General features: G+C 58.4%; 22 protein-coding genes and 2 tRNA genes. 14 read left to right on the forward strand and 10 right to left on the reverse strand.

Features of this window, described 5'->3' with window-relative positions:
* Positions 1-43: 43 nt before the first annotated feature.
* Entirely contained in the window at positions 44-349 is a 306-nt protein-coding gene (locus AD668_RS14120) for a YkgJ family cysteine cluster protein (protein ID WP_008153413.1), read from the forward strand.
* 71 nt (positions 350-420) lie between these two features.
* Here AD668_RS14120 and AD668_RS14125 read toward each other — a convergent pair whose 3' ends face one another.
* The 6 genes from AD668_RS14125 to hemA all read right to left on the reverse strand — a co-directional run bounded on the left by AD668_RS14125 (position 421) and on the right by hemA (position 5788).
* The gene (locus tag AD668_RS14125) at positions 421-939 is read right to left on the reverse strand and encodes an acyloxyacyl hydrolase (RefSeq protein WP_053159695.1); all 519 of its coding nucleotides are present in this window, start codon (positions 937-939) and stop codon (positions 421-423) included.
* Between the two features lie 123 nt (positions 940-1062).
* Positions 1063-1854 carry a glutamate racemase gene (gene murI / locus AD668_RS14130; RefSeq protein ID WP_053159697.1) on the reverse strand — a complete coding sequence of 264 codons (792 nt, stop codon included), beginning with the start codon at positions 1852-1854 and terminating at the stop codon, positions 1063-1065.
* Positions 1847-2602 carry a molybdopterin-synthase adenylyltransferase MoeB gene (locus AD668_RS14135; RefSeq protein WP_053159699.1) on the reverse strand — a complete coding sequence of 252 codons (756 nt, stop codon included), beginning with the start codon at positions 2600-2602 and terminating at the stop codon, positions 1847-1849. The genes murI and AD668_RS14135 overlap by 8 nt, the downstream gene beginning before the upstream one ends.
* Complete coding sequence (gene prmC / locus AD668_RS14140; protein WP_053159701.1) at positions 2596-3426, reverse strand: peptide chain release factor N(5)-glutamine methyltransferase; 831 nt, start codon at positions 3424-3426, stop codon at positions 2596-2598. Before prmC ends, AD668_RS14135 begins: the two co-directional genes overlap by 7 nt.
* The gene (gene prfA / locus AD668_RS14145) at positions 3423-4502 is read right to left on the reverse strand and encodes a peptide chain release factor 1 (protein ID WP_053159703.1); all 1080 of its coding nucleotides are present in this window, start codon (positions 4500-4502) and stop codon (positions 3423-3425) included. Before prfA ends, prmC begins: the two co-directional genes overlap by 4 nt.
* The gene (gene hemA / locus AD668_RS14150) at positions 4499-5788 is read right to left on the reverse strand and encodes a glutamyl-tRNA reductase (RefSeq protein ID WP_053159706.1); all 1290 of its coding nucleotides are present in this window, start codon (positions 5786-5788) and stop codon (positions 4499-4501) included. The genes prfA and hemA overlap by 4 nt, the downstream gene beginning before the upstream one ends.
* Positions 5789-6110: 322 nt before the next feature.
* Between hemA and AD668_RS14155 the strand changes: the two genes are divergently transcribed.
* The 8 genes from AD668_RS14155 (at position 6111) to ychF (ending at position 13031) form a co-directional block, all read left to right on the forward strand.
* A complete protein-coding gene (locus tag AD668_RS14155; protein WP_053159708.1) occupies positions 6111-7835 on the forward strand; it encodes a tetratricopeptide repeat protein in 1725 nt (574 codons plus the stop codon).
* 4 nt (positions 7836-7839) lie between these two features.
* On the forward strand, positions 7840-8457 hold the full coding sequence (gene lolB / locus AD668_RS14160; RefSeq protein WP_053159709.1) for a lipoprotein insertase outer membrane protein LolB: 618 nt from the start codon (positions 7840-7842) through the stop codon (positions 8455-8457).
* Between the two features lies 1 nt (position 8458).
* The gene (gene ispE, locus AD668_RS14165; RefSeq protein ID WP_053159711.1) at positions 8459-9310 is read left to right on the forward strand and encodes a 4-(cytidine 5'-diphospho)-2-C-methyl-D-erythritol kinase; all 852 of its coding nucleotides are present in this window, start codon (positions 8459-8461) and stop codon (positions 9308-9310) included.
* A 36-nt stretch (positions 9311-9346) separates the two neighbouring features.
* Positions 9347-9421, forward strand: a tRNA-Gln gene (locus tag AD668_RS14170).
* Between the two features lie 45 nt (positions 9422-9466).
* Positions 9467-10408, forward strand: a complete 942-nt coding sequence (locus AD668_RS14175; protein ID WP_003171603.1) for a ribose-phosphate pyrophosphokinase — start codon at positions 9467-9469, stop codon at positions 10406-10408.
* 142 nt (positions 10409-10550) lie between these two features.
* Entirely contained in the window at positions 10551-11153 is a 603-nt protein-coding gene (locus tag AD668_RS14180) for a 50S ribosomal protein L25/general stress protein Ctc (protein WP_053159713.1), read from the forward strand.
* Positions 11154-11323: 170 nt separating this feature from the next.
* Positions 11324-11908 (forward strand): aminoacyl-tRNA hydrolase, encoded by a 585-nt coding sequence (gene pth / locus AD668_RS14185; protein ID WP_008037207.1) that lies wholly within the window; start codon positions 11324-11326, stop codon positions 11906-11908.
* Positions 11909-11930: 22 nt separating this feature from the next.
* Positions 11931-13031, forward strand: coding sequence for a redox-regulated ATPase YchF (gene ychF, locus AD668_RS14190; RefSeq protein WP_053159715.1), 1101 nt, complete (start codon positions 11931-11933; stop codon positions 13029-13031).
* A 52-nt stretch (positions 13032-13083) separates the two neighbouring features.
* Here the strand turns inward: ychF and AD668_RS14195 are convergent, their stop codons facing one another.
* Entirely contained in the window at positions 13084-14070 is a 987-nt protein-coding gene (locus AD668_RS14195) for a ketopantoate reductase family protein (RefSeq protein ID WP_256220654.1), read from the reverse strand.
* Positions 14071-14426: 356 nt separating this feature from the next.
* Positions 14427-15644 (reverse strand): MFS transporter, encoded by a 1218-nt coding sequence (locus AD668_RS14200; protein ID WP_053159717.1) that lies wholly within the window; start codon positions 15642-15644, stop codon positions 14427-14429.
* Between the two features lie 259 nt (positions 15645-15903).
* Between AD668_RS14200 and AD668_RS14205 the strand changes: the two genes are divergently transcribed.
* The 5 genes from AD668_RS14205 (at position 15904) to AD668_RS14225 (ending at position 21504) form a co-directional block, all read left to right on the forward strand.
* A tRNA-Met gene (locus tag AD668_RS14205) sits at positions 15904-15980 on the forward strand.
* Positions 15981-16157: 177 nt separating this feature from the next.
* On the forward strand, positions 16158-17654 hold the full coding sequence (locus AD668_RS14210; RefSeq protein ID WP_053159719.1) for a PLP-dependent aminotransferase family protein: 1497 nt from the start codon (positions 16158-16160) through the stop codon (positions 17652-17654).
* Positions 17655-17822: 168 nt separating this feature from the next.
* On the forward strand, positions 17823-18893 hold the full coding sequence (locus AD668_RS14215; protein WP_053159721.1) for a sugar phosphate isomerase/epimerase: 1071 nt from the start codon (positions 17823-17825) through the stop codon (positions 18891-18893).
* 52 nt (positions 18894-18945) lie between these two features.
* Positions 18946-20211, forward strand: a complete 1266-nt coding sequence (locus tag AD668_RS14220; RefSeq protein ID WP_053159723.1) for an MFS transporter — start codon at positions 18946-18948, stop codon at positions 20209-20211.
* A 330-nt stretch (positions 20212-20541) separates the two neighbouring features.
* On the forward strand, positions 20542-21504 hold the full coding sequence (locus AD668_RS14225) for an IS110 family transposase (RefSeq protein ID WP_053159725.1): 963 nt from the start codon (positions 20542-20544) through the stop codon (positions 21502-21504).
* A 28-nt stretch (positions 21505-21532) separates the two neighbouring features.
* Here AD668_RS14225 and AD668_RS14230 read toward each other — a convergent pair whose 3' ends face one another.
* The gene (locus AD668_RS14230; RefSeq protein WP_053159727.1) at positions 21533-22459 is read right to left on the reverse strand and encodes a 1-aminocyclopropane-1-carboxylate deaminase/D-cysteine desulfhydrase; all 927 of its coding nucleotides are present in this window, start codon (positions 22457-22459) and stop codon (positions 21533-21535) included.
* Between the two features lie 64 nt (positions 22460-22523).
* The gene (locus tag AD668_RS14235) at positions 22524-24563 is read right to left on the reverse strand and encodes an FAD-dependent oxidoreductase (protein ID WP_053159729.1); all 2040 of its coding nucleotides are present in this window, start codon (positions 24561-24563) and stop codon (positions 22524-22526) included.
* Positions 24564-24600 lie beyond the last annotated feature (37 nt).

Genomic DNA, 24600 nt, shown 5'->3' on the forward strand with positions numbered 1-24600 from the left:
GAGCTTTCACACAGCGCAGGGTGACTGACTTACACTGCGCACCATGAAAACCATCCCTCACACGCAAATCGCGGAACCCGCAGTCACGTGCTCGACCTGCGCAGCCTGCTGCTGCCAGCTCGAGGTCATGTTGATCACCGATACGGGTGTGCCTGAACGGTTTATCGATACCGATGACTGGGGCGGGGAAGTCATGCTGCGCCTGGACGACGGCTGGTGCGCCGCGCTGGATCGCAACACGATGATGTGTACCATCTACGAAAAGCGCCCGCTGATATGCCGGGAGTTCGAGATGGGAGCGCCGGAATGCATCGACGAACGCCAGGGCATTACGACGGCGTATCGCTGATCACAAAGTTGCCAAAATAAAATTGTGGGAGCGCGCAGGCTCGCTCCCACAATTGATGCATGTATCGAGTATTACAACGGCATCGTGTAATGCAATGCGTAACTTTCTACACCATCGTTCGGCGTGGTGATCCCGCCGTTGGAATAGTGCGTCGCGCGCACCCCGACTTCATGTCCGCCGGCAAAGCGCAAACCGACACCAAAGCGGTCTTCGAACTGGAAGGCGCTGCCAAGGTCGTTGTTTTCGACCTCGGTACTGGCAAACGCCGCCACGCCAATCCCGAACTCGACGTAGGGTTTGACGTTCTGGCCGGCAAATTCGTAAACAAGCACAGGCGAGAACGACAGACTGTGGTTACTGGATTTCTCGTCACCTTTCCAATAGGTGTATGCGCCATCCCAGTAGCCGGTCAGGCGACCCACATCGGTTTGCCACCAGCTCTGGTCCCAGTCGAATTGCATGCCCAAACGATAGGTCATGGTCGATTCACCGGTTTGACCCACCGCGAACTCCACGCCTGCTGCCTGAGCGGTAAAACTTTGCCCCATCAATGCGGCCGCAATCGCGGCCAAGCAGAATAGTCGCTTCACTAGAAACTTCCTTTTCCGAACGATTTCGTATGGTTTTTTGATTCCTGACCCTGCAAACCTATAGAAGGCAGCGATTAAGCAGAAGTTCACCCAATCTTCGTATTCCCCCCCCCGGGAAATTTCCTACCTGTTGAAGCTTCGCACAATGCCAGAGGTATTCCACAGTATCGGCAAGATATTTCTAAAATGAACCGGGTCGGCACTGGTCCAGAATTGCGCTTCACGCGCAGGTCCGTCGGCGAGCAATTCGCCCTCGGCCAGCAGGCGCTGAAGTTGACGCGCAACTGCAGAACCGGTGTCGATCAGGCTGATGTCATCGGGGATCATCTGCTTGAGCATCGGCTTGAGGAAGGGGTAATGGGTGCAGCCGAGAATGAGGGTATCGGCGCCGGCAGCGAGCAGCGGCGCGACATATCCAGCCAGCAACTGACGCAGCGCGGGACTGCGCAGGTCGCCCTGTTCAATCAACTCCACCAGACCGGGGCACGGCTGGGTGATGACTCGAACGTCGGTGGCAAACCGGTCGAGCAACGCTGCGAACCTGGCGCTCTGCAACGTGCCCGTCGTCGCCAGCACGCCAACCACCCCGCTGCGGGTCGCCGCGGCTGCCGGCTTGACCGCCGGCTCCATACCGACGATAGGCCACTCGGGATAATCGCATCGCAAGTCGGCGACCCCGGCAACGGTTGCGGTGTTACATGCCAACACCAGCGCCTTGGCACCCTGCTGCTGGAAAAAGTCTGCCATCACGCTGCAACGCTGACGGATGAACTCTGGCGTTTTCTCCCCATAGGGAACGTTGCCGCAATCGGCGACGTACATCAGCGTTTCGTTGGGCAGCAACCGCTGGATCTCGGCCAGCACCGAGAGCCCGCCGACACCGGAGTCGAACACGCCAATCGGCGCTTCACGCATGTTTCGACCCACAAACGCTGCAACCCGGATCACGCTTGACCCGCAACTCACGGAAGCGTGTGCCCAAGGCGTCGATCAACAACAGGCGCCCCACCAGTGGCTCGCCGAAACCGGCCACCAGTTTCAATGCTTCGAGCGCTTGCAAGCTCCCGACCAGCCCCACCAGTGGCCCGACCACGCCGGCCTCGCTGCAGGTCAGTTCGGCTTCGCTGCCGTGCCCATACAGACAGTGGTAGCACGGGCTTTCTGGACGACGCGGGTCGAACACCGACAGCTGCCCTTCGAGACGAATCGCCGCACCGCTGACCAGCGGTTTGCCAGCCGCCACGCAAGCGGCATTAACCGCTTCACGGGTGGAAAAATTGTCGGAACAATCGAGCACCAGATCCACAGTGGCCACGGCCGCTGCCAGCGAGTCTTCGTCAAGCGCCGTGCGATGGGGGACCAACCGGACCTCGGGATTGATCGCCGTGAGGCGCTTGATTGCCGAATCGACTTTGCTCATGCCGACACTGTCAGTGTCGTGGATGATCTGGCGTTGCAGGTTGGTCAGGTCGACCGTGTCGAAGTCCGCCAGGTGCATTTCACCAATGCCGGCGGCGGCCAGATACAACGCCACCGGCGCACCGAGACCACCGAGACCGATGATCAATACGCGACTGTCTTTGAGTCGTAACTGACCATCGATGTCGATGTGTTGCAGCAGAATCTGCCGGCTATAGCGCAGCAATTCCTGATCATTCAGCACGGCAGGCGCCCCAGACTGATGCGTTGATGGCCGCCCAGATCGGTGCGGCTGTGGACTTCTTCAAAACCGCGGGCCAGCAACAAGTCGCGCACAGCCACGGCTTGATCGTAACCGTGTTCGAGCATCAGCCAGCCACCCGCCTCCAGATGATCCGGCGCCTGGGCGACGATCAAACGCAGATCGTCGAGCCCATCAATGCCGGCCACCAAGGCGCTGGCCGGTTCGAAGCGTACATCGCCTTCCACCAGATGCGGATCAGTTGCGGCGATGTACGGCGGATTGCTGATGATCAGTTCAAAGCGCTGACCTTCCAGAGCACTGAACCAGTGACTGCTGAGCACAGTGGCATTGTTCAGGTGCAGGCGCTGGCGATTGCGCTCCGCCAGGGCCACGGCTTCCAGCACGCGGTCCACGGCCGTGACTTTCCAAGCCGACCGTTCACTGGCAAGGGCCAGGGCGATTGCGCCGCTGCCCGTGCCGAGATCGAGCACTTTGACGGGCGTAGCCGGCAACAATTCCAGCGCGGCTTCCACCAGCAACTCGGTGTCCGGACGCGGGATCAGCGTGTGCGGCGCCACTTCCAGATCGAGTTTCCAGAAACCTTGCTGACCGAGAATATAGGCCACCGGCTCACCGCCGCGACGGCGTTGCAAGAACTCGGCAAACGTCAGCGCCGCTTCGCTCGGCACGATGCGTTCCGGCCAGGTATGCAGGAAGCTGCGGGACTTGCCCAGCGCCGCCGCCAGCAACAATTCGGCGTCCAGACGCGCCGTCGGCGAGTCGGGCAAATCGGCGGCTCGCAACAAACTGGCAATGATCGTCATTCTATCGCCGCCAATTGATCAGCCTGATATTCGGCCAGCAAGGGTTCGATCACTGCATCGACGCCACCGGCGAGGATTTCGTCGAGCGAATACAGCGTCAGGTTGACCCGATGGTCGGTGACCCGGCCCTGGGCAAAGTTGTAGGTGCGAATGCGTTCGGAGCGGTCACCGGAACCGACCAGCAACTTGCGCTCGCTGGCGATGGCGTTCGCCGCAGCGCTGGTCTGCTGATCGTTGAGCTTGGCCGACAGCCAGGACATCGCCCGGGCGCGGTTCTTGTGCTGCGAACGCTCTTCCTGGCACTCGACCACGATGCCGGACGGCAAGTGGGTGATGCGGATAGCCGAATCGGTCTTGTTGACGTGCTGACCACCAGCGCCGGACGAACGATAGGTATCGATCCGCAGGTCCGCCGGGTTGATCTCGATGGCTTCCTGTTCGTCCGGCTCGGGCAATACCGCCACGGTGCAGGCCGAGGTGTGGATGCGTCCCTGAGACTCGGTTGCCGGAACCCGCTGCACGCGGTGCGCACCGGATTCGAACTTCAGTTTGCCGTAGACGTTATCGCCTTCGACCCGGGCGATGACTTCTTTATAGCCACCGTGCTCCCCCTCGTTTTCCGAGAGGATCTCCACCCGCCAGCCGCGACGCTCGGCGTAACGCGAATACATGCGAAACAGGTCGCCGGAGAAAATCGCCGCTTCGTCACCGCCGGTGCCGGCGCGGATCTCAAGGAACACGTTGCGACCGTCGTTCGGATCCTTGGGCAGCAGCAGCCGTTGCAGGCTGGCTTCCAGTTCGACCAGGCGTTCCTTGGCTTCGCGAACTTCTTCCACGGCCATTTCGCGCATGTCCGGGTCGCTGTCCTTGAGCAATGCCTGGGCACCCTCGAGGTCGCCCTGCACTTTGAGCAGCTGTTTATAGGCGTTCACGATCGGTTCGACTTCCGCGTATTCCTTGGAATAGGCGCGGAACTTGTTCTGATCGGAAATGACCTCGCCATCGCCAAGCAGGGCGGTCAATTCCTCGAAACGGTCCTGGAGGATGTCCAGCTTATTGAGCAGTGACGCTTTCATTGCGGTTTCTTATCCGAAAAGCTATCCGATGAGCCCTCACCGAGGGCAAAGAGTTCCTGGGCCATCGCCAGCGCATCCAGGCGACCTTCGGCAGAGAGCTTTTTCAACTGCACGCTCGGTGCGTGCAACAGTTTATTGGTCAGGCCACGTGCCAGTTGCACCAGCACATCTTCGGCGCTGCTGCCGTTGGCCAACAGACGCTGGGCCTTTTGCAGCTCTTCGTCGCGAAGCCGTTCGCTCTGTTGACGATAAGCCTTTAGCACGTCGACCGCCGCCAATTCGCGCAGGCGCACCATGAAATCTTCGGCACCGACCGAGACCATCTCTTCGGCAGCCTGGGCTGCACCCTGACGGCTCTTGAGGTTCTCGGCGACCACTTCATGGAGATCGTCGACGCTGTACAGGTAAACGTCGTCCAATTCGCCGACTTCTGGCTCGATGTCGCGCGGAACGGCAATATCGACCATGAAGATTGGCTTGTGCTTGCGCAGCTTCAGCGCGCTTTCCACCGCGCCTTTACCCAGAATCGGTAACTGGCTGGCGGTGGAACTGATGACGATGTCGCTGCGTACCAGTTCCGCCGGTATGTCCGAGAGCAGCACCGCATGGGCGCCAAACTGTTCGGCCAGAATGCTGGCACGTTCCAGGGTACGGTTGGCGACGACAATGCGCTTTACTCCGAGATCGTGCAGATGGCGAGCGACCAGAGTGATGGTCTCGCCGGCACCGATCAACAAGGCCTGGCTGCGTTGCAGGTCGCTGAAAATCTGTTTCGCCAGGCTTACCGCAGCAAACGCCACGGACACCGGGTTCTCGCCGATGGCCGTATCCGTGCGCACTTGCTTGGCCGCGTTGAACGTGGCCTGGAACAAGCGCCCGAGCAATGGCCCGACCGTACCGGCCTCGCGAGCCACGGCATAGGCCGACTTCATCTGGCCCAGAATCTGCGGTTCGCCCAACACCAGCGAATCGAGCCCGGAGGCGACCCGCATCATGTGACGAACTGCCGCATCGTCTTCGTGCACATAAGCGCTTTGGCGCAGCTCTTCGAAGCTCAAATGATGATATTCGGCCAACCAGCGCAGCACGACGTCCGCCGACAGGTGATCCTGTTCTATATAGAGTTCACTGCGATTGCAGGTGGAGAGGATCGCAGCTTCGCGGCTGTCGGTGAGTCGGCAGAGCTGCTGCAAGGCCTCAACCAGTTGCTCAGGGGTAAAAGCCACGCGCTCGCGGACGTCTACTGAAGCAGTCTTGTGGTTAATACCGAGTGCAAGGAAGGCCATTCAAAGTCGCTGATGGTGACGTGAAGCCGGCAATTGTCCTACTTCGACGGAAACAGAACAACTACTCGATCTCTATCACCCCGTTAGACAACACCGACGTTGCGAGCCGTTCTCGTTTGCGCAGTCGATGGGCTTCCGTAGGAGCTGCCGAAGGCTGCGATCTTTGATCTTGATTTCGGCGCACCTGAAGACGCCAAAAGATCGCAGCCTACGGCAGCGCCTACATGGGACCTGTAACATCGGGAAAATGCCGGGGCGGTTATGTTTGGCCGAAAGCTTGTGTCATGATGATCCGACCGCAGGTTAGTCGTCCTCTTCCTATATGAATAGATCCTCCGCGTTGCTCCTCGCTCTTGCCTTCCTCAGCGGCTGCCAGGCCTTGGCACCCGTTTCGTCCGACGGTACGCCGCCGGCTGAAGACAGCGCGCCGGCCCCTGAAAAGCCCAAGGTTTATAGCTCGTTCAGCGAAGACACCGTCTTCAGCCTGTTGAGCGCCGAACTGGCTGGTCAGCGCAATCGTTTCGACATTGCTCTGGACAACTATGTCACCCAGGCCATCAATACCCAGGATCCGGGCATTTCCGAGCGCGCATTTCGCATTGCCGAGTACCTTGGCGCCGATCAGGCGGCCCTCGACACCGCATTGATCTGGGCCAAAAACGCCCCTGACGACCTTGAGGCTCAACGCGCAGCGGCCATTCAACTGGCACGCGCCGGGCGTTATGACGACTCCATGGTCTATATGGAGAAGGTCCTGCTGGGCAAGGGCGATACCCATTTCGATTTCCTCGCTCTGTCGGCAGCCGAAACAGACCAGGACACCCGCACCGGCCTGATGAACAGCTTCGACCGACTGTTGCAGCGTCATCCGAACAACAGCCAGCTGATTTTCGGCAAGGCCTTGTTGATGCAACAGGACGGTGACGCCAAAGGCGCATTGACCCTGCTCGAAGACAACCCGCCTGACGATGGAGAAATCGCTCCAATCCTGCTGCGCGCGCGTCTGCTGCAAACTCTGGGTCGCGGCGACGAAGCCCTGCCGCTGCTGCAAAAAAGTATCAAGAAATACCCGGACGACAAGCGCTTGCGCCTGACTTATGCACGCATGCTGGTCGAACAGGACCGCATGGACGACGCCAAGACCGAATTCTCCAGCCTGGTTCAGCAATACCCGGACGACGACGACTTGCGTTACTCGCTTGCCTTGGTTTGCCTCGAAGCCAAGGCGTGGGAAGAAGCCAAAGGTTACCTGGAGGACTTGATCGCCCGGGACAGCCATGTCGACTCGGCACACCTGAACCTCGGCCGCATCGCCGAAGAGCGCAACGATCCGCAAGGTGCATTGATCGAATACAACCAGGTCGGCCCTGGCAACGATTACCTGCCTGCGCAATTGCGTCAGGCCGATATCCTGATGAACAACGGCAAGACCGCCGAAGCCCAGCGCAAACTGGCGGCCGAGCGCGATGAACAACCGGATTACGTGATCCAGTTGTACCTGATCGAAGCTGAAACCCTGTCCGCCAACAATCAGTCCGACAAAGCCTGGAACGTGTTGCAGCAAGCCTTGCAGCAATACCCGGATGATTTGAATCTGCTTTATACCCGGGCCATGCAGGCGGAAAAACGCAATGATCTGGCGCAGATGGAAAAGGACTTGCGGTTGATCATCAAGCGCGACCCGGACAACGCCATGGCGCTGAACGCCCTCGGTTACACGCTGTCTGACCGCACAACACGCTACGCCGAAGCCAAAGCCTTGATTGAACAAGCCCACAAGATCAATCCCGAAGACCCGGCAGTCCTCGACAGCCTCGGCTGGGTAAATTACCGGCTGGGCAATTACGACGAAGCCGAGCGCCTGTTACGTCAAGCGCTTGAGCGCTTCCCCGATCAGGAAGTCGCCGCCCACCTGGGTGAAGTGCTGTGGGCCAATGGCAAGCAACGCGAAGCCAAACAGGTCTGGAGTAAATTCCTCAAGGAACAACCCGACAGCCCAACCCTGCGCGGCACCATCAAGCGCTTGACCGGATCAGAGACTCTTTAAAATCATGTTTTTGCGCCACTTCATCGTTTTCAGTTTCATCGCCCTGCTCGCCGGTTGCGCGGGCGTCGGTTCCCGCGAATCGGTAGAGGGTCACGGCAGCCCGGCGCTTTGGCGCGAGCACAAACAGCAACTGACCAGCCTCGACGGCTGGCAGATCGACGGCAAGATTGGCATTCGCGCACCCAAGGATTCGGGCAGCGGCACGCTGTTCTGGTTGCAGCGCCAGGATTACTACGACATTCGCCTCTCCGGTCCGCTGGGTCGCGGCGCCGCACGCCTGACCGGGCGTCCGGGCAAGGTGTCGCTGGAAGTCGCCAATCAGGGGCGTTACGAGGCGCCGAACCCGGAAGTCCTGCTTGAGGAACAGATGGGCTGGAAGTTGCCGGTGTCCAACCTGTCCTGGTGGGTGCGCGGGCTTCCCGCTCCCGATAGCAAAAGTCGCCTGACACTGGATGCCGACAGTCGCCTGGCGGGCCTCGAACAGGATGGCTGGAAGGTCCAATACACCTCGTATACGCAACAAAATGGTTTCTGGCTGCCCGAGCGCATCAAGCTCAGCGGCACCGACCTTGATGTCACGCTGGTGATCAAGGTGTGGCAACCCCGCAAGCTGGGGCAATGACATGCCAGCCAATCGCCTGACCCTGCCCTCTCCGGCCAAGCTTAATTTGATGCTGCACATTCTCGGTCGCCGTGAAGACGGCTATCACGAGTTGCAGACGATGTTTCAGTTCCTCGATTACGGGGACGAAATCACTTATGCGCTGCGCGATGACGGCGTCATTCAACTGCACACCGAATTCGAAGGCGTCCCCCACGACAGCAATCTGATCGTCAAGGCCGGGAAAAAACTTCAGGAGCAATCCGGTTGTTCGCAGGGTGTCGACATCTGGATCAAAAAAATCCTGCCCATGGGCGGCGGCATCGGTGGCGGCAGTTCGAATGCCGCGACGACACTGCTCGGGCTGAACCATCTCTGGCAACTGGGCTGGGACGAGGATCGACTGGCTGCACTGGGTTTGACGCTGGGTGCCGACGTCCCGGTTTTCGTGCGTGGCCATGCGGCTTTTGCCGAAGGTGTTGGCGAGAAACTGACCCCTGTCGACCCGGAAGAACCGTGGTATCTCGTGCTGGTACCGCAAGTCTCTGTTAGTACGGCAGAAATTTTTTCAGATCCGTTGTTGACACGTAACACTCCTCCCATTAAAGTGCGCCCCGTTCCCAAGGGAAACAGTCGAAATGACTGCTTGTCGGTGGTAACAAGGCGTTATCCAGAAGTACGTAACGCTTTGAATTTGTTAGGTAAATTTACCGAAGCAAAACTCACCGGAACTGGAAGTTGTGTGTTTGGGGGCTTCCCAAGCAAAGCTGAAGCTGATAAAGTCTCGGCCCTTCTTACAGAGACCCTTACAGGGTTTGTAGCAAAAGGAAGCAACGTTTCGATGTTGCATCGCAAGCTGCAAAGTCTGCTCTAAAGGAACCGATTACTGGGTAATCGTTGCAACAGATACAGGGGCGTCGCCAAGCGGTAAGGCAGCAGGTTTTGATCCTGCCATGCGTTGGTTCGAATCCAGCCGCCCCTGCCATTTTCTATACTCATCCAGGTTACCCTCAGCCTCTAGGTACTGCGCGTGTCCAAGATGATGGTCTTTACGGGGAACGCTAACCCCGATCTGGCTCGGCGTGTCGTACGTCAGCTGCATATCCCTCTCGGTGACATTTCTGTCGGTAAATTTTCCGACGGCGAAATTACAGCCGAGATCAATGAAAACGTTCGCGGTAAAGACGTTTTCATTATTCAGCCGACTTGCGCTCCGACCAACGATAACCTGATGGAACTGGTAGTGATGGCTGATGCCTTCCGCCGCTCCTCGGCTACTCGTATCACTGCTGTTATTCCTTACTTTGGTTATGCCCGTCAGGATCGCCGTCCGCGTTCCGCACGTGTGGCTATCAGCGCGAAAGTCGTGGCTGACATGCTTACCGTAGTCGGCATCGACCGTGTTCTCACGGTTGATCTGCATGCTGACCAAATCCAGGGTTTCTTCGATATTCCGGTAGATAACATCTACGGCTCCCCGGTTCTGGTGGATGACATTGAAGATCAGCGCTTCGAAAACCTGATGATCGTGTCCCCGGACATTGGTGGCGTCGTGCGTGCACGTGCCGTTGCCAAATCCCTGGGCGTTGATCTCGGGATCATCGACAAACGCCGTGAGAAAGCCAATCACTCTGAAGTGATGCATATCATCGGTGATGTCGAAGGGCGCACCTGTATTCTGGTCGATGACATGGTCGATACCGCCGGCACTTTGTGCCACGCGGCCAAGGCCTTGAAAGAGCATGGCGCTGCCAAGGTTTTCGCTTACTGTACGCACCCTGTGCTGTCCGGTCGGGCGATCGAAAACATTGAAAATTCCGTGCTGGACGAGCTGGTGGTGACTAACACCATCCCGCTGTCCGCTGCAGCACAAGCCTGTGCGCGTATCCGCCAACTGGATATCGCACCGGTAGTTGCAGAGGCGGTCCGCCGCATCAGCAATGAAGAATCGATCAGCGCGATGTTCCGCTAAGGGCCCTGCCCTTCTCGAAATGTCTCGTTGACGAAAAGCGCCCCGCTCCGGCATTCCTGTCGGGGCGGGGCTTTTTTGCCCATATCGCCTTTAGCGCTGGTCGCAAACGCTGGGGCGAGTGTGGTTATTTTGGAGATACAACATGAACGATTTTACTCTGAATGCTGAAGTGCGTTCCGACCTGGGGAAAGGTGCGAGCCGCCGCCTGCGTCGTCTCGCAAGCCTGGTTCCAGCTGTAGTTTACGGTGGCGAAAAAGCCCCTGAATCCATCAGCATGCTGGCCAAAGAAGTTGCCAAACTGCTCGAAAACGAAGCGGCTTACAGCCACATCATCGAGCTGAACGTTGGTGGCACCAAGCAGAACGTCGTGATCAAAGCCCTGCAGCGTCACCCGGCCAAAGGCCACGTGATGCACGCTGACTTCGTACGCGTAGTCGCTGGCCAGAAACTGACCGCGATCGTTCCAGTGCACTTCATCAACGAAGAAGCACCGACCAAGAAAGGCGGCGAAATCTCGCACGTTACTTCGGAAATCGAAGTTTCCTGCCTGCCGAAAGACCTGCCTGAGTTCATCGAAGTCGATCTGGCTAACGCCGAAATCGGTTCGATCATTCACCTGTCGGACCTCAAAGCTCCTAAAGGCGTTGAGTTCGTTGCTCTGGCACACGGCGATGACAAGGCTGTTGCCAACGTCCACGCTCCACGTGTTGCTCCAGAAGCTACCGAAGAAGGCGCAGCAGAGTAATTTCACTCTGTTCGCCGGAGTGACCGGAAACATCGCGGACTAGAGCATAGCGAGAAAGCGGGCGAGAACGCGGAGTTTACATCTATGGTAAATGAGCAATTTTCGTCCACTTTCGCCGCTTTCCCTGATTGCGGCGATGTTATCCACCACTCCAAGGAAGGGCCCCTATCGTGACTGCCATAAAACTGATCGTTGGCCTGGGTAATCCAGGCGCTGAATACGAACAGACCCGGCATAACGCAGGGGCCCTTTTTGTTGAGCGCATCGCGAACGCACAAGGGGTAAACCTTGTGGCGGACCGCAAATATTTCGGCCTGACCGGGCGCTATTCGCACCAGGGTCAGGATGTTCGTCTGCTGATTCCCACCACGTACATGAACCGCAGCGGCCAGGCCGTAGCGGCACTCGCCGGTTTCTTCCGCATCAAGCCTGAAGAAATCCTCGTGGCGCACGACGAACTCGACTTGCCACCCGGTGTTGCCAAGCTCAAGCAGGGCGGCGGCCATGGCGGTCACAACGGGTTGCGCGACATCATTGCGCAACTGGGCAATCAGAATACGTTCTACCGTCTGCGGCTTGGCATTGGCCACCCGGGCGTTGCCAGTATGGTTTCAAATTTCGTCCTGGGTCGTGCGCCACGCGCCGAACAGGAAAAACTCGATGCCAGCATCGACTTTGCCCTCGGCGTGCTGCCGGATATCCTCGCCGGAGAATGGAACCGCGCGATGAAAAACCTGCACAGCCAGAAGGCCTGACTCTTATCCGAGGGGAAACACCATGGGATTCAATTGCGGCATCGTCGGCCTGCCTAACGTCGGCAAGTCCACCCTGTTCAACGCCCTGACCAAATCCGGTATCGCGGCCGAGAACTTCCCCTTCTGCACCATCGAGCCGAACAGCGGCATCGTGCCGATGCCGGACCCGCGCCTGGAAGCCCTGGCAGCCATCGTCAATCCAAAGCGCATCCTGCCGACCACCATGGAATTCGTCGACATCGCGGGCCTGGTTGCCGGCGCCTCGAAAGGTGAAGGCCTGGGCAACAAGTTTTTGGCCAACATCCGTGAAACCGACGCCATCGCTCACGTGGTCCGCTGCTTTGAAGATGAGAACGTGATTCACGTCTCCAACAGCGTCGACCCGAAACGCGACATCGAAATCATCGACCTGGAACTGATCTTCGCCGACCTCGACAGCTGCGAGAAGCAACTGCAGAAAGTCGCGCGCAACGCCAAAGGCGGTGACAAGGACGCCGTGGTCCAGAAAGGCTTGCTGGAGCAACTGATCGCTCACTTCACCGAAGGCAAGCCTGCGCGCAGCCTGATGAAGAACATGGGCACCGATGAGAAAGCGGTGATCAAGGGCTTTCACCTGCTGACCACCAAACCGGTCATGTACATCGCCAACGTCGCTGAAGACGGTTTCGAGAACAACCCGCACCTGGACGTTGTTCGCGCCATCGCCGAAGAAGAAGGCGCAGTGGTTGTACCGGTTTGCAACAAGATCGAAGCGGAAATCGCCGAACTCGATGACGGCGAAGAGAAAGACATGTTCCTCGAGGCACTGGGCCTCGAAGAGCCTGGCCTGAACCGCGTGATCCGCGCCGGCTACGAAATGCTGCACCTGCAGACCTACTTCACCGCCGGCGTCGAAGAAGTCCGCGCCTGGACGGTCAAAGTCGGTGCCACCGCACCTCAGGCTGCCGGCGTGATCCACACCGACTTCGAGAAAGGTTTCATCCGCGCCGAAGTAATCGCCTACAACGATTTCATCCAGTACAAGGGCGAAGCCGGTACCAAGGAAGCCGGTAAATGGCGCCTGGAAGGCAAGGATTACATCGTCAAAGACGGCGACGTGATGCACTTCCGCTTCAACGTGTAACGCGGAGCCGGATTTCGGCGCACGCTCACGGACACAAAAAACCCATGTTCACTCAGTGAATATGGGTTTTTTTGTATCCAGCAACATCCCCCTTCTCAACCAAGTGCTGCTGCTCTATCAGGCGAATCAATGAGTCCAGCGCGACAGTCACGGGTATCTGCACATTAAGACTCTGCGCTCTTTCAATAACTGCGCCACTGATAAAGTCCACCTCGGTAGCCCTTCGCGCCTCAATATCCTGAAGCATCGAAGGCTTGTGCGCTGATTGATGAGCAAACGCATAACGAATCGCGGCTTCGACTCTGACCGTGTCGAACCTGCTTCCGGATGCAGTCGCCACCACCGCAACCTCTTCGATAATGCTCAGAGCGAGCTGAATCCCGGGCGAACTGCAAGCCACAGCTCCCACATCTAAACGAGAAACGGCGCAGATCGAATTCAAGGCCGTATTGAACGCGACCTTTTCCCAGACCCTCATCGCCGTTTCAGGATCGGCGATACAGGTTAAACCGGCTGCACTCAACAGCTGTGCAATGGCTTTCGCTCGCTCATCCCCACCATTTCGCCAACTCCATAGCCGAATCTCACCTTCACCACAGCTATGTATCTCCCCGGGCGCCATGAGATCCGCCGGATGATTGGTAACCCCAATGACGATTTGCTGAGACGCCACCACACTTGAGAGGATCTCGGCATTTCCCAATCCATTCTGCAATGAGACGACGCTGGTGGAGGGCCCCACCAGATGTCGACAGGATTCGATAGCGTCACGCGTATGAAAACCTTTCGTGAACATCAACAGCATGTCTACAGGCTCGGAAAAATCGGCCGCCAAGCCAATTGCCGGATGGACCACATGCAGCCCTTTTCCATCGTGCAACCGAAGACCATGCGCTCGAACGGCGTCAATGATTGATGGCGATTTCTCAATCAGGTACACCGTGCTGACCTTCAAGGCTAAACGGGCAGCAAACAACCCACCCATGGCGCCGATCCCCACAATGGCTATTTTCATGTTGAGCTTCTGCCCGGCGAACATTAGAGCCTCGATCCTATCGAGCCGTACCGCCACACACTCATCCGATTGCGCAGCCGAACAACGGATTACGCAGAAGCCAATAAGTCGTTCAAGGGCACCGCGTTCACGCCTGGATTCTGAGCCGATAGATTTGCGTCGGTGTCACCGCTAACGAGAGAAGGTCGAAATTATCCTTCGGCGATCAAGACTTCCTACTTAACGTGCCAGCAACACGCCCAAGAAAAAGCCGCGCTTGATACGCGGCTTTTCTTGCCTGGAATTCCTGTATGAGCCGGCTTGCTGGCGAAGAACGATAACGCGGTGTCAGGTAGACCGCAGCGCAGCTATCGCCAGCAAGCCGGCTCCTACAGGGTGATTCAGGCTTTTTTTGTTCTAGGCAGGAAAATCGCCAGCACGCCCAGCAACGGCAGGAACGAACACAGGAAATACACGTACTCGATGCCGTGAATATCCGCCAGATGCCCCAGCAACGCCGCGCCAATCCCGCCAAAACCAAACATCAGACCGAAGAATATCCCGGCAATCATCCCGACATTGCCCGGCACCAGTTCCTGGGCGTACACAACAATCGCCGAGAACGCCGAGGCGAGGATGAAGCCGATGACCACGCTGAGGACGCTGGTCCAGAACAGATCGACATGGGGCAACAACAACGTGAATGGCGCAACGCCGAGGATCGAGAACCAGATCACCGCCTTACGCCCGATCCTGTCGCCGATCGGCCCACCGAAGAAGGTCCCCGCCGCCACCGCGCCGAGAAACAGGAACAGGTGCAACTGCGAACTGGCCACCGACAGGTCGAACTTTTCGATCAGGTAGAAGGTGAAGTAGCTGGTGAGGCTGGACATGTAGAAGTACTTGGAAAACACCAGTAACCCAAGCACCACCAGTGCACTGGTTACCCGTCCCTTGGACAGTCCGTGAGTCGCCGCCTGCCCCTGTTTGAGCTTGAACAGGTTCAAGTGGTTGGCGTACCAGCGGCTGATCCAATACAGCACGAACAGCGCAAACACCGCGAACAAACCAAACCACGCCACATGGCCCTGACCGTAAGGAATGATGATCGCCGCTGCCAGCAAAGGGCCGAAGGCCGATCCGGCGTTACCGCCGACCTGAAATGTCGATTGCGCCAGACCGAAGCGCCCGCCCGAAGCCAGTCGCGCCACACGGGACGCTTCCGGGTGAAAAGTCGACGAGCCGATGCCGATCAACCCTGCCGCGAGCAGGATCATCGGGAAGCTGCCTACCATCGACATCATGACGATCCCGATCAAGGTGCACACAGTCCCGGCCGGCAGTAGCCACGGCTTGGGATGGCGGTCCGTGTGGTAACCGACCCAGGGCTGCAACAGAGAAGCCGTCAACTGGAACGTCAGGGTGATCAGCCCGACCTGGGTAAACGTCAGGCCGTAGTTGGCCTTGAGCATCGGATAGATCGAAGGCAACACCGACTGAATCAGGTCATTGATCAGATGCGCCAGCGCAACGGCGCCGATGATGCGCATGACCAAAGGGCTGCTTTGAGGAGAAGCGGACGCCGGCATTGAACCGGTCTGGGCATTGCTGATAGCCATTGGAGTTTCCAAACAACAGAGAGGTGCAAACGGGCAGGTTGCCAATGTGCCATTTTTCAGTGCGGCAGCGCCATCCCCTTAGCCTGCTAACGACCTTGAAGTGCGTTGTGAGTACCAATACCGGCAGATTTCAGCCCAATTGATGCCCTCCCCAGAGCCGTTTTTTCGGCTCAAGAGGATAAGCGGTTGAAAGTGTGGAGAAATATTTTAGATTTATGCTTGACGCATCCCCGTTACCGGTGAATAATGCGCGCCACTTGGCTACATAGCTCAGTTGGTTAGAGCATAGCATTCATAATGCTGGGGTCCGGGGTTCAAGTCCCTGTGTAGCCACCAAGTACTAAAAACGGCTTACCGAAAGGTAGGCCGTTTTTTTATGCCTCGAGAAAAGTACGCCGCCATTACCTCCATCGCCCATCAGAGATCGCCCTGGAAACCGACAGGTTTTCCTTCTTGAGGCGCTACAACATAATGGCGCGGTGACGTACAAGAAAAACAACCGAGGCAGAACAGATGAAATCCCCCGGCGGTATGCTCCTGACAGGTATCGCGCTGGATCGTGCCAGTTCAACACCTCTTTATCGCCAGCTCTACCTGCAAATCCGCCAACAGATCCTTGCCGGTCGACTGCCCGGAGGCACCCGCCTGCCCTCGACGCGGACCTTGTGCAAAGAGCAGGAGTTGTCGCGAATCACAATTCTCAATGCCTTCGACCAACTGATCGCTGAAGGCTTCCTGGTTTCTCGCAAAGGCGCAGGCACTTATGTCTGCGCCGAGTGGGAAAGTCGTGACGCCGCAGCCGACGAACAGCGCAAGCCCCCTCGCCTGTCGAACCTGAGCCAGTCCGTGCTGTCGCTACGCAGCGACCATTTCAGCGGGATTTCCTACGCAGCGTGGGAACCCAGCTGTCCCACTTCTTTCCTGCCCAGCCACGCGGCATTCGATGCCTTTCCATTGCATGTCTGGAAGCGCTTGATGAACCGGCACCTGGGACAGCCGACCAAAGCGATACTCGGTTACGGCGAAGTGAAAGGCCTGCAGCGGCTGCGGGAGGCCATTGCCGAATATGTCTATGACGCCCGCGGAATCGATTGTGAGGCCGGGCAAGTGGTGATCGTCTCTGGCGCCCAGCAAGCCTTCAACCTGCTTGGCATGTTGCTGCTCGACCCTCAAGACAGTATCTGGATGGAAGATCCCGGCCATATCGCCGCACGCATCGCGCTACAGGCCCAAGGTTGCCGGGTGGTGCCCTTGCGCATCGACGAGCAGGGCATCGACGTTCAACAAGGTCTGCGTGAGTGCCCCGAAGCCCGGCTGGCGTTTACCACGCCTTCGCGTCAGCACCCGCTCGGCACGACCATGAGTTATGCGCGACGCCAGGAGTTGATCGAGTGGGCCGGCCGCGGGCAACGATGGATCATCGAAGACGACTGCGACAGCGAGTTCCACTATGGCGGACGCCCGCTGCCGGCGCTCTACGCCATGGATCAATGGGCGCGGGTGATCTACGTCGGTACGTTCAGCAAGGTGCTCTACCCATCGCTGCGGCTTGGCTATGTGGTGCTCCCGCCGGCACTGGTCGAACCGTTCTGCGCCATGCGCGCGGTCATGGACCGCAGCCCTTCCACGCTACTCCAGGCGGTCACGGCGGACTTCATTCGAGAAGGCCATTTCCTCGGTCACATCCGGCGCATGCGTGCGCTCTACAAGGCGCGTCAGGACTGCCTGCTGAACGAACTGCAGCAACGCCTGGGGAATTTCATGGAGATCAAGCCGGTCAACGCCGGCATGCACCTGATCGGCTGGCTGGCTCCCGAACTGGATGACGATGCCATTGCCAAGGAACTGGCCCACCACCAGATTCATACCTATGCCCTGAGCGACTACTGCCTGCAACGCTATCTGCCACCCGGTTTGCTCATCGGCTTCGCCGGAACGCCGGTTGAACAGGCCAGGGACAAAGTCGAGGCGCTGGCTCAGGCCTTGATCAAAATGGGCTACACACTTTGATTGCAATCTTTTTTCAACGGGCCATTGCGCAAAGCGCTTCTGACAAGTGGACCCACTGGCGTGAAAGTGGTCCTGAAAATTAAAAATTAGTGGATATAGGGGTAGATCCACCCTGGTGCGATAAAGACGTCACCGACCGAACCGGTGCCTGTACCAGGAATAATTCCAATGAACTGTATCCAAGCACGCTTCAACGCTCTATTGAGCCACAACACCCACGGCAACCACCCGCCACCGCTGCTGACCCCACAACTTGCCGGCAAACTCATCGACCGCATGCAACGCATGCGCCTGTTCGCCCATGCCTACCCTTTGCTGACCAACCTCACCCATGGCGGCGTGACACCCGGTGAACTTCTGGATTTCGCCTATCGCCATGAATTGCAAGGCTTGAGCCTGCATTTGCTCGATGGCGAGGCCAACAGCCTGAGCAACATGAGTCTGCAGCAACTTCAGGACTTCTCCTGCAAGGCTTCGGCCCTGGGCCTGGATGTGCACCTGGAAATCAGCAGCACACGCCAGGAAGACGTGGACCAGGTCATCGCCATCGCCAAGGCCATAGGCACCCGCAACATCCGCGTCTATTCGCGTTATGAAGGTCACCTCTCGCGAGTGATGGACCTGATCGAGACCGACCTTCGCTACCTGGCGCAGCAAGCAGACGAACACGATCTGTTCTTCGACTTCGAGCAGCACGAAGAGCTCAAGAGCCACGAAATCGCCCAGTTGCTCAACCGCCTCGAGCATCCACGCCTGCATGCCCTGTTCGACTTCGGCAACATGATCAATGCCTGCGAACAACCGCTTCCAGCCCTGCAAGCGCTGGCACCGCATATCCGCCAGGTCCACATGAAAGGCGTGCGAGTCGTCCCTGAACACAATGGCTTCGGCCACTACGGTGTACTGCAAGGCAGCGTCGAAGATCACCTGCCCAGCGCGCGCATGTTGTTCGAACTGTTGATGCTCGGCGACAAGACGCCTCAGGTAGTGGCCTTCATTCTGGAGCAGGAGAACCACTACATCGCCCCCGCTTTCCGCCAGACGGACGAAGCCGCCGACCCCTTCATCGACTACCGGGAAATGAGTGAAACGGCGCTACCGCCCGGCTACTCGGCAGAACGAATGATGGCCGATGAGCACGTCTGGGCGAATAACCAGATTCGATACGTTCGCGGCCTGCTCGGTGAGCTGAAAGTGCTGGCCGAACTGACCCTGGCTGACACGCCGCTTCCTGCCTGATCGCTGACGAAGCTCGCCAGAACGCCCCTTGAATACTGTGGAGAACAAAAAAATGACCGCACAGGCAAAAGCCAAATGGCTGCGTTTCCTCATCCTCATCCTGGGTGGGGGCACCATCTACAAACTCGCGAACCTGAAAGACGCGTTCTACGTGCCCATCCAGGAGTACATGGGCCTGAGCCATACCGAAATCGGTACATTGCTGAGCGCCAACGCCATTATCGCCACGGCGCTGTTCGTGGTCGGCGGTTATCTCGCCGACCGTTTTGACACGCGCAAACTGATTCCTTTAGGGCTGATCGGCACCGGTGGTCTGGGGCTGTACCTGGCGACCTTTCCCGGTTTCAACAAACTGCTGATCGTGTTCTGCCTGCTGGCAGTCTGCGCCGACTGCATCTATTGGCCCTCGCTGCTCAAGGCCGTGCGCAATCTTGGCGACGACAAAGAACAAGGGCGCATGTTCGGTTTTCTGGAGGGGGGTCGCGGTGTCGTCGATACGCTGGTCGCCTTCTCTGCCCTCGGCGTCTTCGTGGCCATGGGTTCTGGCGAAGCGGGGTTGAAATCGGCGATTGTCTTCTACTCCATCGTCGACATCCTCGCGGGCATTCTCACCTGGTTCCTGTTGCGTGACAGCAAACCCGCGCCCGTGGCAAAGCGCGAGTCCGGCAGGTCCGGCCTGTTCGAAGCCATTCGGGTGCCCGGCATCTGGCTGGTCAGCCTCAACGTATTCATGGTCTACATCGTGTACTGCGGTCTGACCTACTTCATTCCTTATCTGAAGGACATCTACGAGCTTCCAGTCGCGCTGGTCGGCGCCTACGGCATCATCAACCAGTACTTCCTGAAAATTCTGGGTGGCCCGGCGGGTGGATTCCTGGCGGACAAGCATTTCAAGAGCCCCTCGCGCTACCTGAAGTGGGCGTTTCTGGCCCTGCTGCCGCTCATGGCCCTGATCCTGTTGATCCCCAAGGGTGAACAATTCATCTACGTCGGCATGGCTGCCACCCTCTCCTTCGCGCTGATCGTGTTCACCATGCGCGGCGTGTTCTGGGCGCCGATGAGCGAAGTGGGAATTCCCCAGCACATCACCGGTTCTGCGTTCGGCATTGGCTGCCTGATCGGTTACGCACCCGGCATGTTTGCCTACGTGATCTACGGTTCGATCCTGGATCACTTCCCTGGCCAGCAAGGCTATAACTATGTGTTTGGCTTGATGAGCGTGCTGGCGGTGATCGGTTTCATGGTCTCCAGCCTGCTGTATCGCGCCGTGCGTAAAAACACCGCGGCCATCCCTGGCAATGCCGTGGCGCAAGTGTGACCGACTGGTAAATTCCAACGGGCAACGCACGTAACAATGTAGGAGCGAGCCTGCTCGCGATGGACTCAAGAACGCCGCGTTTATCCAGAACGCACGCGTTATCGTTAACGCCCATCGCGAGCAGGCTCGCTTGTATGTTTAGACTTGAAGGGGTGGGTGGGACTAAAGCTCGTCATCTGACTCTGACCAGTACAGACCGTGGGAGACTTCGTCCTACCCCTTCACCTAATGCGCCGATAAGGAATGCATCGGCTCGGACCGACGATAGAAACAAGCCAGCGCAACGGTGAACCCCGACAAGTCTTTAAACCCTAGCTCGGAGGGTGGGCCATGACAATCCTTGATTCGCAGGTGGTCGTTGGTGTGGATGTGGCGAAGGACGAGATCGTTGTCTATCGATCCGACCTGCAAAAACCCCTCAAGGTCGCGAACAAGCGAACAAGCCTGAAGCAATGGCTCAAGACGCTGCCAATGAACAGCGCCATCGCGCTTGAGGCGACCAATATCTATCACCTTGATACAACGGAAATGGCCCATGAAATGGGCCATGACGTTTACGTCATCGATGGCAGTCGCCTCAACAAATACCGCGACGGCATAGGCATGAGGGCGAAAACAGACGCCCTGGATGCCGAACTGCTGGCGCGTTACTTGTGCCGGGAGTCCGACAGGCTGAGGATCTGGAACCCGCCACCGAAGGCTTACACGCAGCTCAAAAGCCTGCTTCGTCGCCGGGCCCAACTGGTCCGGGGCTGTGTCGCACTCAAGCAGAGCTGGAAAAACGAGCCCCTGCTCAAAGAGCAGTTCAACCAGCTTCTGGTCGCCATTGCCCAGTTCGAAAAAACGATTCAGAAAACACTCAAGGAGATTGCCGAGGACGCCGGGATGCAGGATCAGGTGAAGCGCTGCCAGGCCGTCGAGGGTGTCGGGCTGCTGACGGCCACCGCAGCGGCCACGGCGTTTTTGCGTGGGGAGTTTGCAAACAGCGACGAGTACGTCGCCTTCCTCGGCATGGATCCGCGGGTGAGGCAGTCAGGACAAAAGGATCAAAGGCGTCGGCTATCCAAGCGAGGGGACTCTGAGTTTCGGCGCCTGTTTCACAACAGTGCCATGGCCGCCAGCCGCTCGCCGGTCTGGAAACCGTACTACCAGAGCTACCTGGCCAGAGGCCTAAAAGGTACTCAAGCCTTGGTTATCCTGGCACGCAAGCTCGCCAGAGTGATGTTCGCGCTGATGAAAAACCAAAGTGAATACACGCCAAATTCTATGCTTGGGAGTTCCCCCCAAACATAGAATCTCCCACACTGATTGGCGATGCCCTTCAGATCGGTGAATCAAACCCGCGACGCCCCTGCAAGCCGCCAGTGTGGACGAAAATCAGCCGCATGCCCCTAGCCAACATTCCCGTTTCGACTCGCTGCTTCAACGCCATCAATGCCTTGCCGGTGTACAACGGCTCCAGTGGAATGCCGCTGGCCTGCTCGGTCTGTGCGATGAAATCGAGCAACAGGGGATCGACCTTGGCAAAGCCGCCGCGACTGGCATCAATCAGCTCATATTCACGATCGATCAAGCCCGCTTGCTGCACGATCGACTCGACCTGTTGCGCCACCCCATGGTCGTCGGGCACCGCCAGCGCACCGTAAACCGGATGCTTGCCCGCCTCCGACAACACCAGACCCGCCAGAGTGGTACCGGTGCCGCAGGCCAGCCACCAGCCGTCGTAGGCGCTCCAGCCCAAACCTTCCAATTGCGTGCAAACCGTTCCCTTCAACTGCATGCAACCCCGGGCACCGGGCAAACCACCGCCCCCTTCAGGCACCGCATGCAACGTTGGATATCGGGTTTGCCACGGCTGCCAGAAACCCGGTTCATGCCGGGCCCGATATCCGCCATAACCCAACCAGTGCAACTGCATGCCAAATGCCTGCAAATCCCCCACCGTAGGGGTTTGCTGTGGATGGCCGCGCAACAGCCCTACGGTGGAAAAACCGAATCGTTTGCCCGCCGCCGCCAGCGCATGAAGATGATTGGAATGGGCGCCACCGAGGCTGATGATGCCCTCGGCACCTGCTCGCTGCGCGGCCCTGAGGTGTTCGATCAGCTTGAACCACTTGTTGCCACTGATTAGCGGATCGATCTGATCCAGACGCAGAATCGCGACTTCGATGCCGGCGTGAGCCAGCCAATCGAGGTGCAGGCGTTCGAGCGGAGCGTGAGGAAGAATGTTGTCTTGAGAAGAAAGCATGATGCCGGATCTTTGGAAAGATCCGGCATCTTAGCAGCACCTTGGTGGGTGATCTGAATGTGTGTTACAGCTCGGCCGCCAACCGTGAACCCTGGTTGATCGCCCGCTTCGCATCCAGCTCCGCTGCGACATCCGCACCGCCGATCAGGTGCACATTCTGCCCCGCTGCCACCAGACCATCATGCAATTCGCGCAGCGGGTCCTGTCCGGCGCAGATCACGATGTTGTCCACCGGCAACACTTGCGGCTCGCCGGTTTCACCAACACGGATGTGCAGGCCTTCGTCGTCGATCTTCAGGTACTCAACGCTGTTGAGCATCTGCACCTGCTTGTTCTTCAGACCGGTGCGGTGAATCCAGCCGGTGGTTTTACCCAGGCCATCACCCACCTTGGATTTCTTGCGTTGCAGCAGGAACACTTCACGGGCTGGCGCGTGGGGCGCCGCCTTGATGCCGGCAACGCCGCCGCGAGCTTCCAGGTGCGTATCGATGCCCCACTCCTTCCAGAACGCGGCACGATCCTGACTGGTTGCTACACCTTCATGAACCAGAAATTCCGAAACGTCGAAACCGATACCACCGGCGCCAATCACCGCGACACGTTTACCCACGGGCTTGCGCTCCAGGATCACGTCCAGGTAGCTGAGCACCTTGGCGTTTTCCACGCCTGGAATCGCTGGCAAACGCGGCGCGATACCAGTGGCCAGAATGATTTCGTCGTAACCGCCCTCGACCAGTTGCGCCACGTCGACACGGGTGTTCAGGCACAGCTCGACGTTGGTGGTCTGCAACTTGCGGTTGAAGTAGCGAATGGTTTCGTAGAACTCTTCCTTGCCCGGCACACGCTTGGCGATGTTGAACTGACCACCGATTTCGCTGGCCGAGTCGAACAGCGTCACCTGGTGACCACGCTCGGCGGCCACGGTCGCGGCGGACAAACCGGCAGGGCCGGCACCGACCACGGCGATTTTCTTCAGCTGCTGCACCGGCAGATAGTTGAGTTCGGTTTCATGGCAGGCACGCGGGTTGACCAGGCAACTGGTCAGCTTGCCGCCGAAAGTGTGATCGAGGCAGGCTTGATTGCAACCGATGCAGGTGTTGATTTCATCGGCGCGACCTTCAGCGGCCTTGTTGACGAAATCCGGGTCGGCAAGGAACGGCCGCGCCATGGAGACCATGTCGGCATCACCCTCGGCGAGAATCTGTTCGGCCACTTCTGGCGTGTTGATACGGTTGGTGGTGATCAGCGGAATATTGACCGAGCCACGCAGCTTGGCAGTGACCTTGCTGAACGCCGCACGTGGAACTTTGGTGGCGATGGTCGGAATCCGCGCTTCGTGCCAACCGATACCGGTGTTGATGATGGTCGCACCGGCCTTCTCGATGGCCTTGGCCAACACGACGATTTCTTCCCAGGTGCTGCCACCTTCGACCAGGTCGAGCATCGACAGACGGAAAATGATGATGAAATTCGGACCTACCGCCTCACGTACGCGACGCACGATTTCCAGCGGCAGGCGCATGCGGTTTTCGTAGCTGCCACCCCAGCGGTCGGTGCGGTGGTTGGTGTGCGCGGCGAGGAACTGGTTAATGAAATAACCTTCGGAGCCCATGATCTCCACGCCGTCGTACTCGGCGGTTTGCGCCAGTACCGAACAGGTGACGAAATCGCTGATCTGCTTCTCGATACCTTCTTCGTCCAGCTCTTTTGGCTTGAACGGGTTGATCGGTGCCTGGATCGCGCTAGGCGCCACCTGTTTCGGGCTGTAGGCATAACGCCCGGCATGGAGGATCTGCATACAGATCTTGCCGCCCGCGTCATGCACGGCGCGGGTGACGATGCGGTGCTTGAGCGCTTCCTCTTCGGTGGTCAGCTTGGCTGCGCCGGAATACACGCCACCCTCTTCGTTCGGGCCGATACCGCCCGTCACCATCAGACCGACACCGCCACGGGCACGCTCGGCGAAGTACGCGGCCATGCGCTCGAAGCCACCCGGTTTCTCTTCGAGGCCGGTGTGCATCGAGCCCATCAGGGTGCGGTTGCGCAACGTGGTAAAACCCAGGTCCAGCGGAGCCAGCAGATTCGGGTAATGAGCGGCGGTCATCGGTAACTCCACATCCAGCGATCACGGAAAAATGCGG

This window comes from Pseudomonas sp. P1.8, assembly GCF_001269805.1.
Classification (GTDB): Bacteria; Pseudomonadota; Gammaproteobacteria; order Pseudomonadales; family Pseudomonadaceae; genus Aquipseudomonas.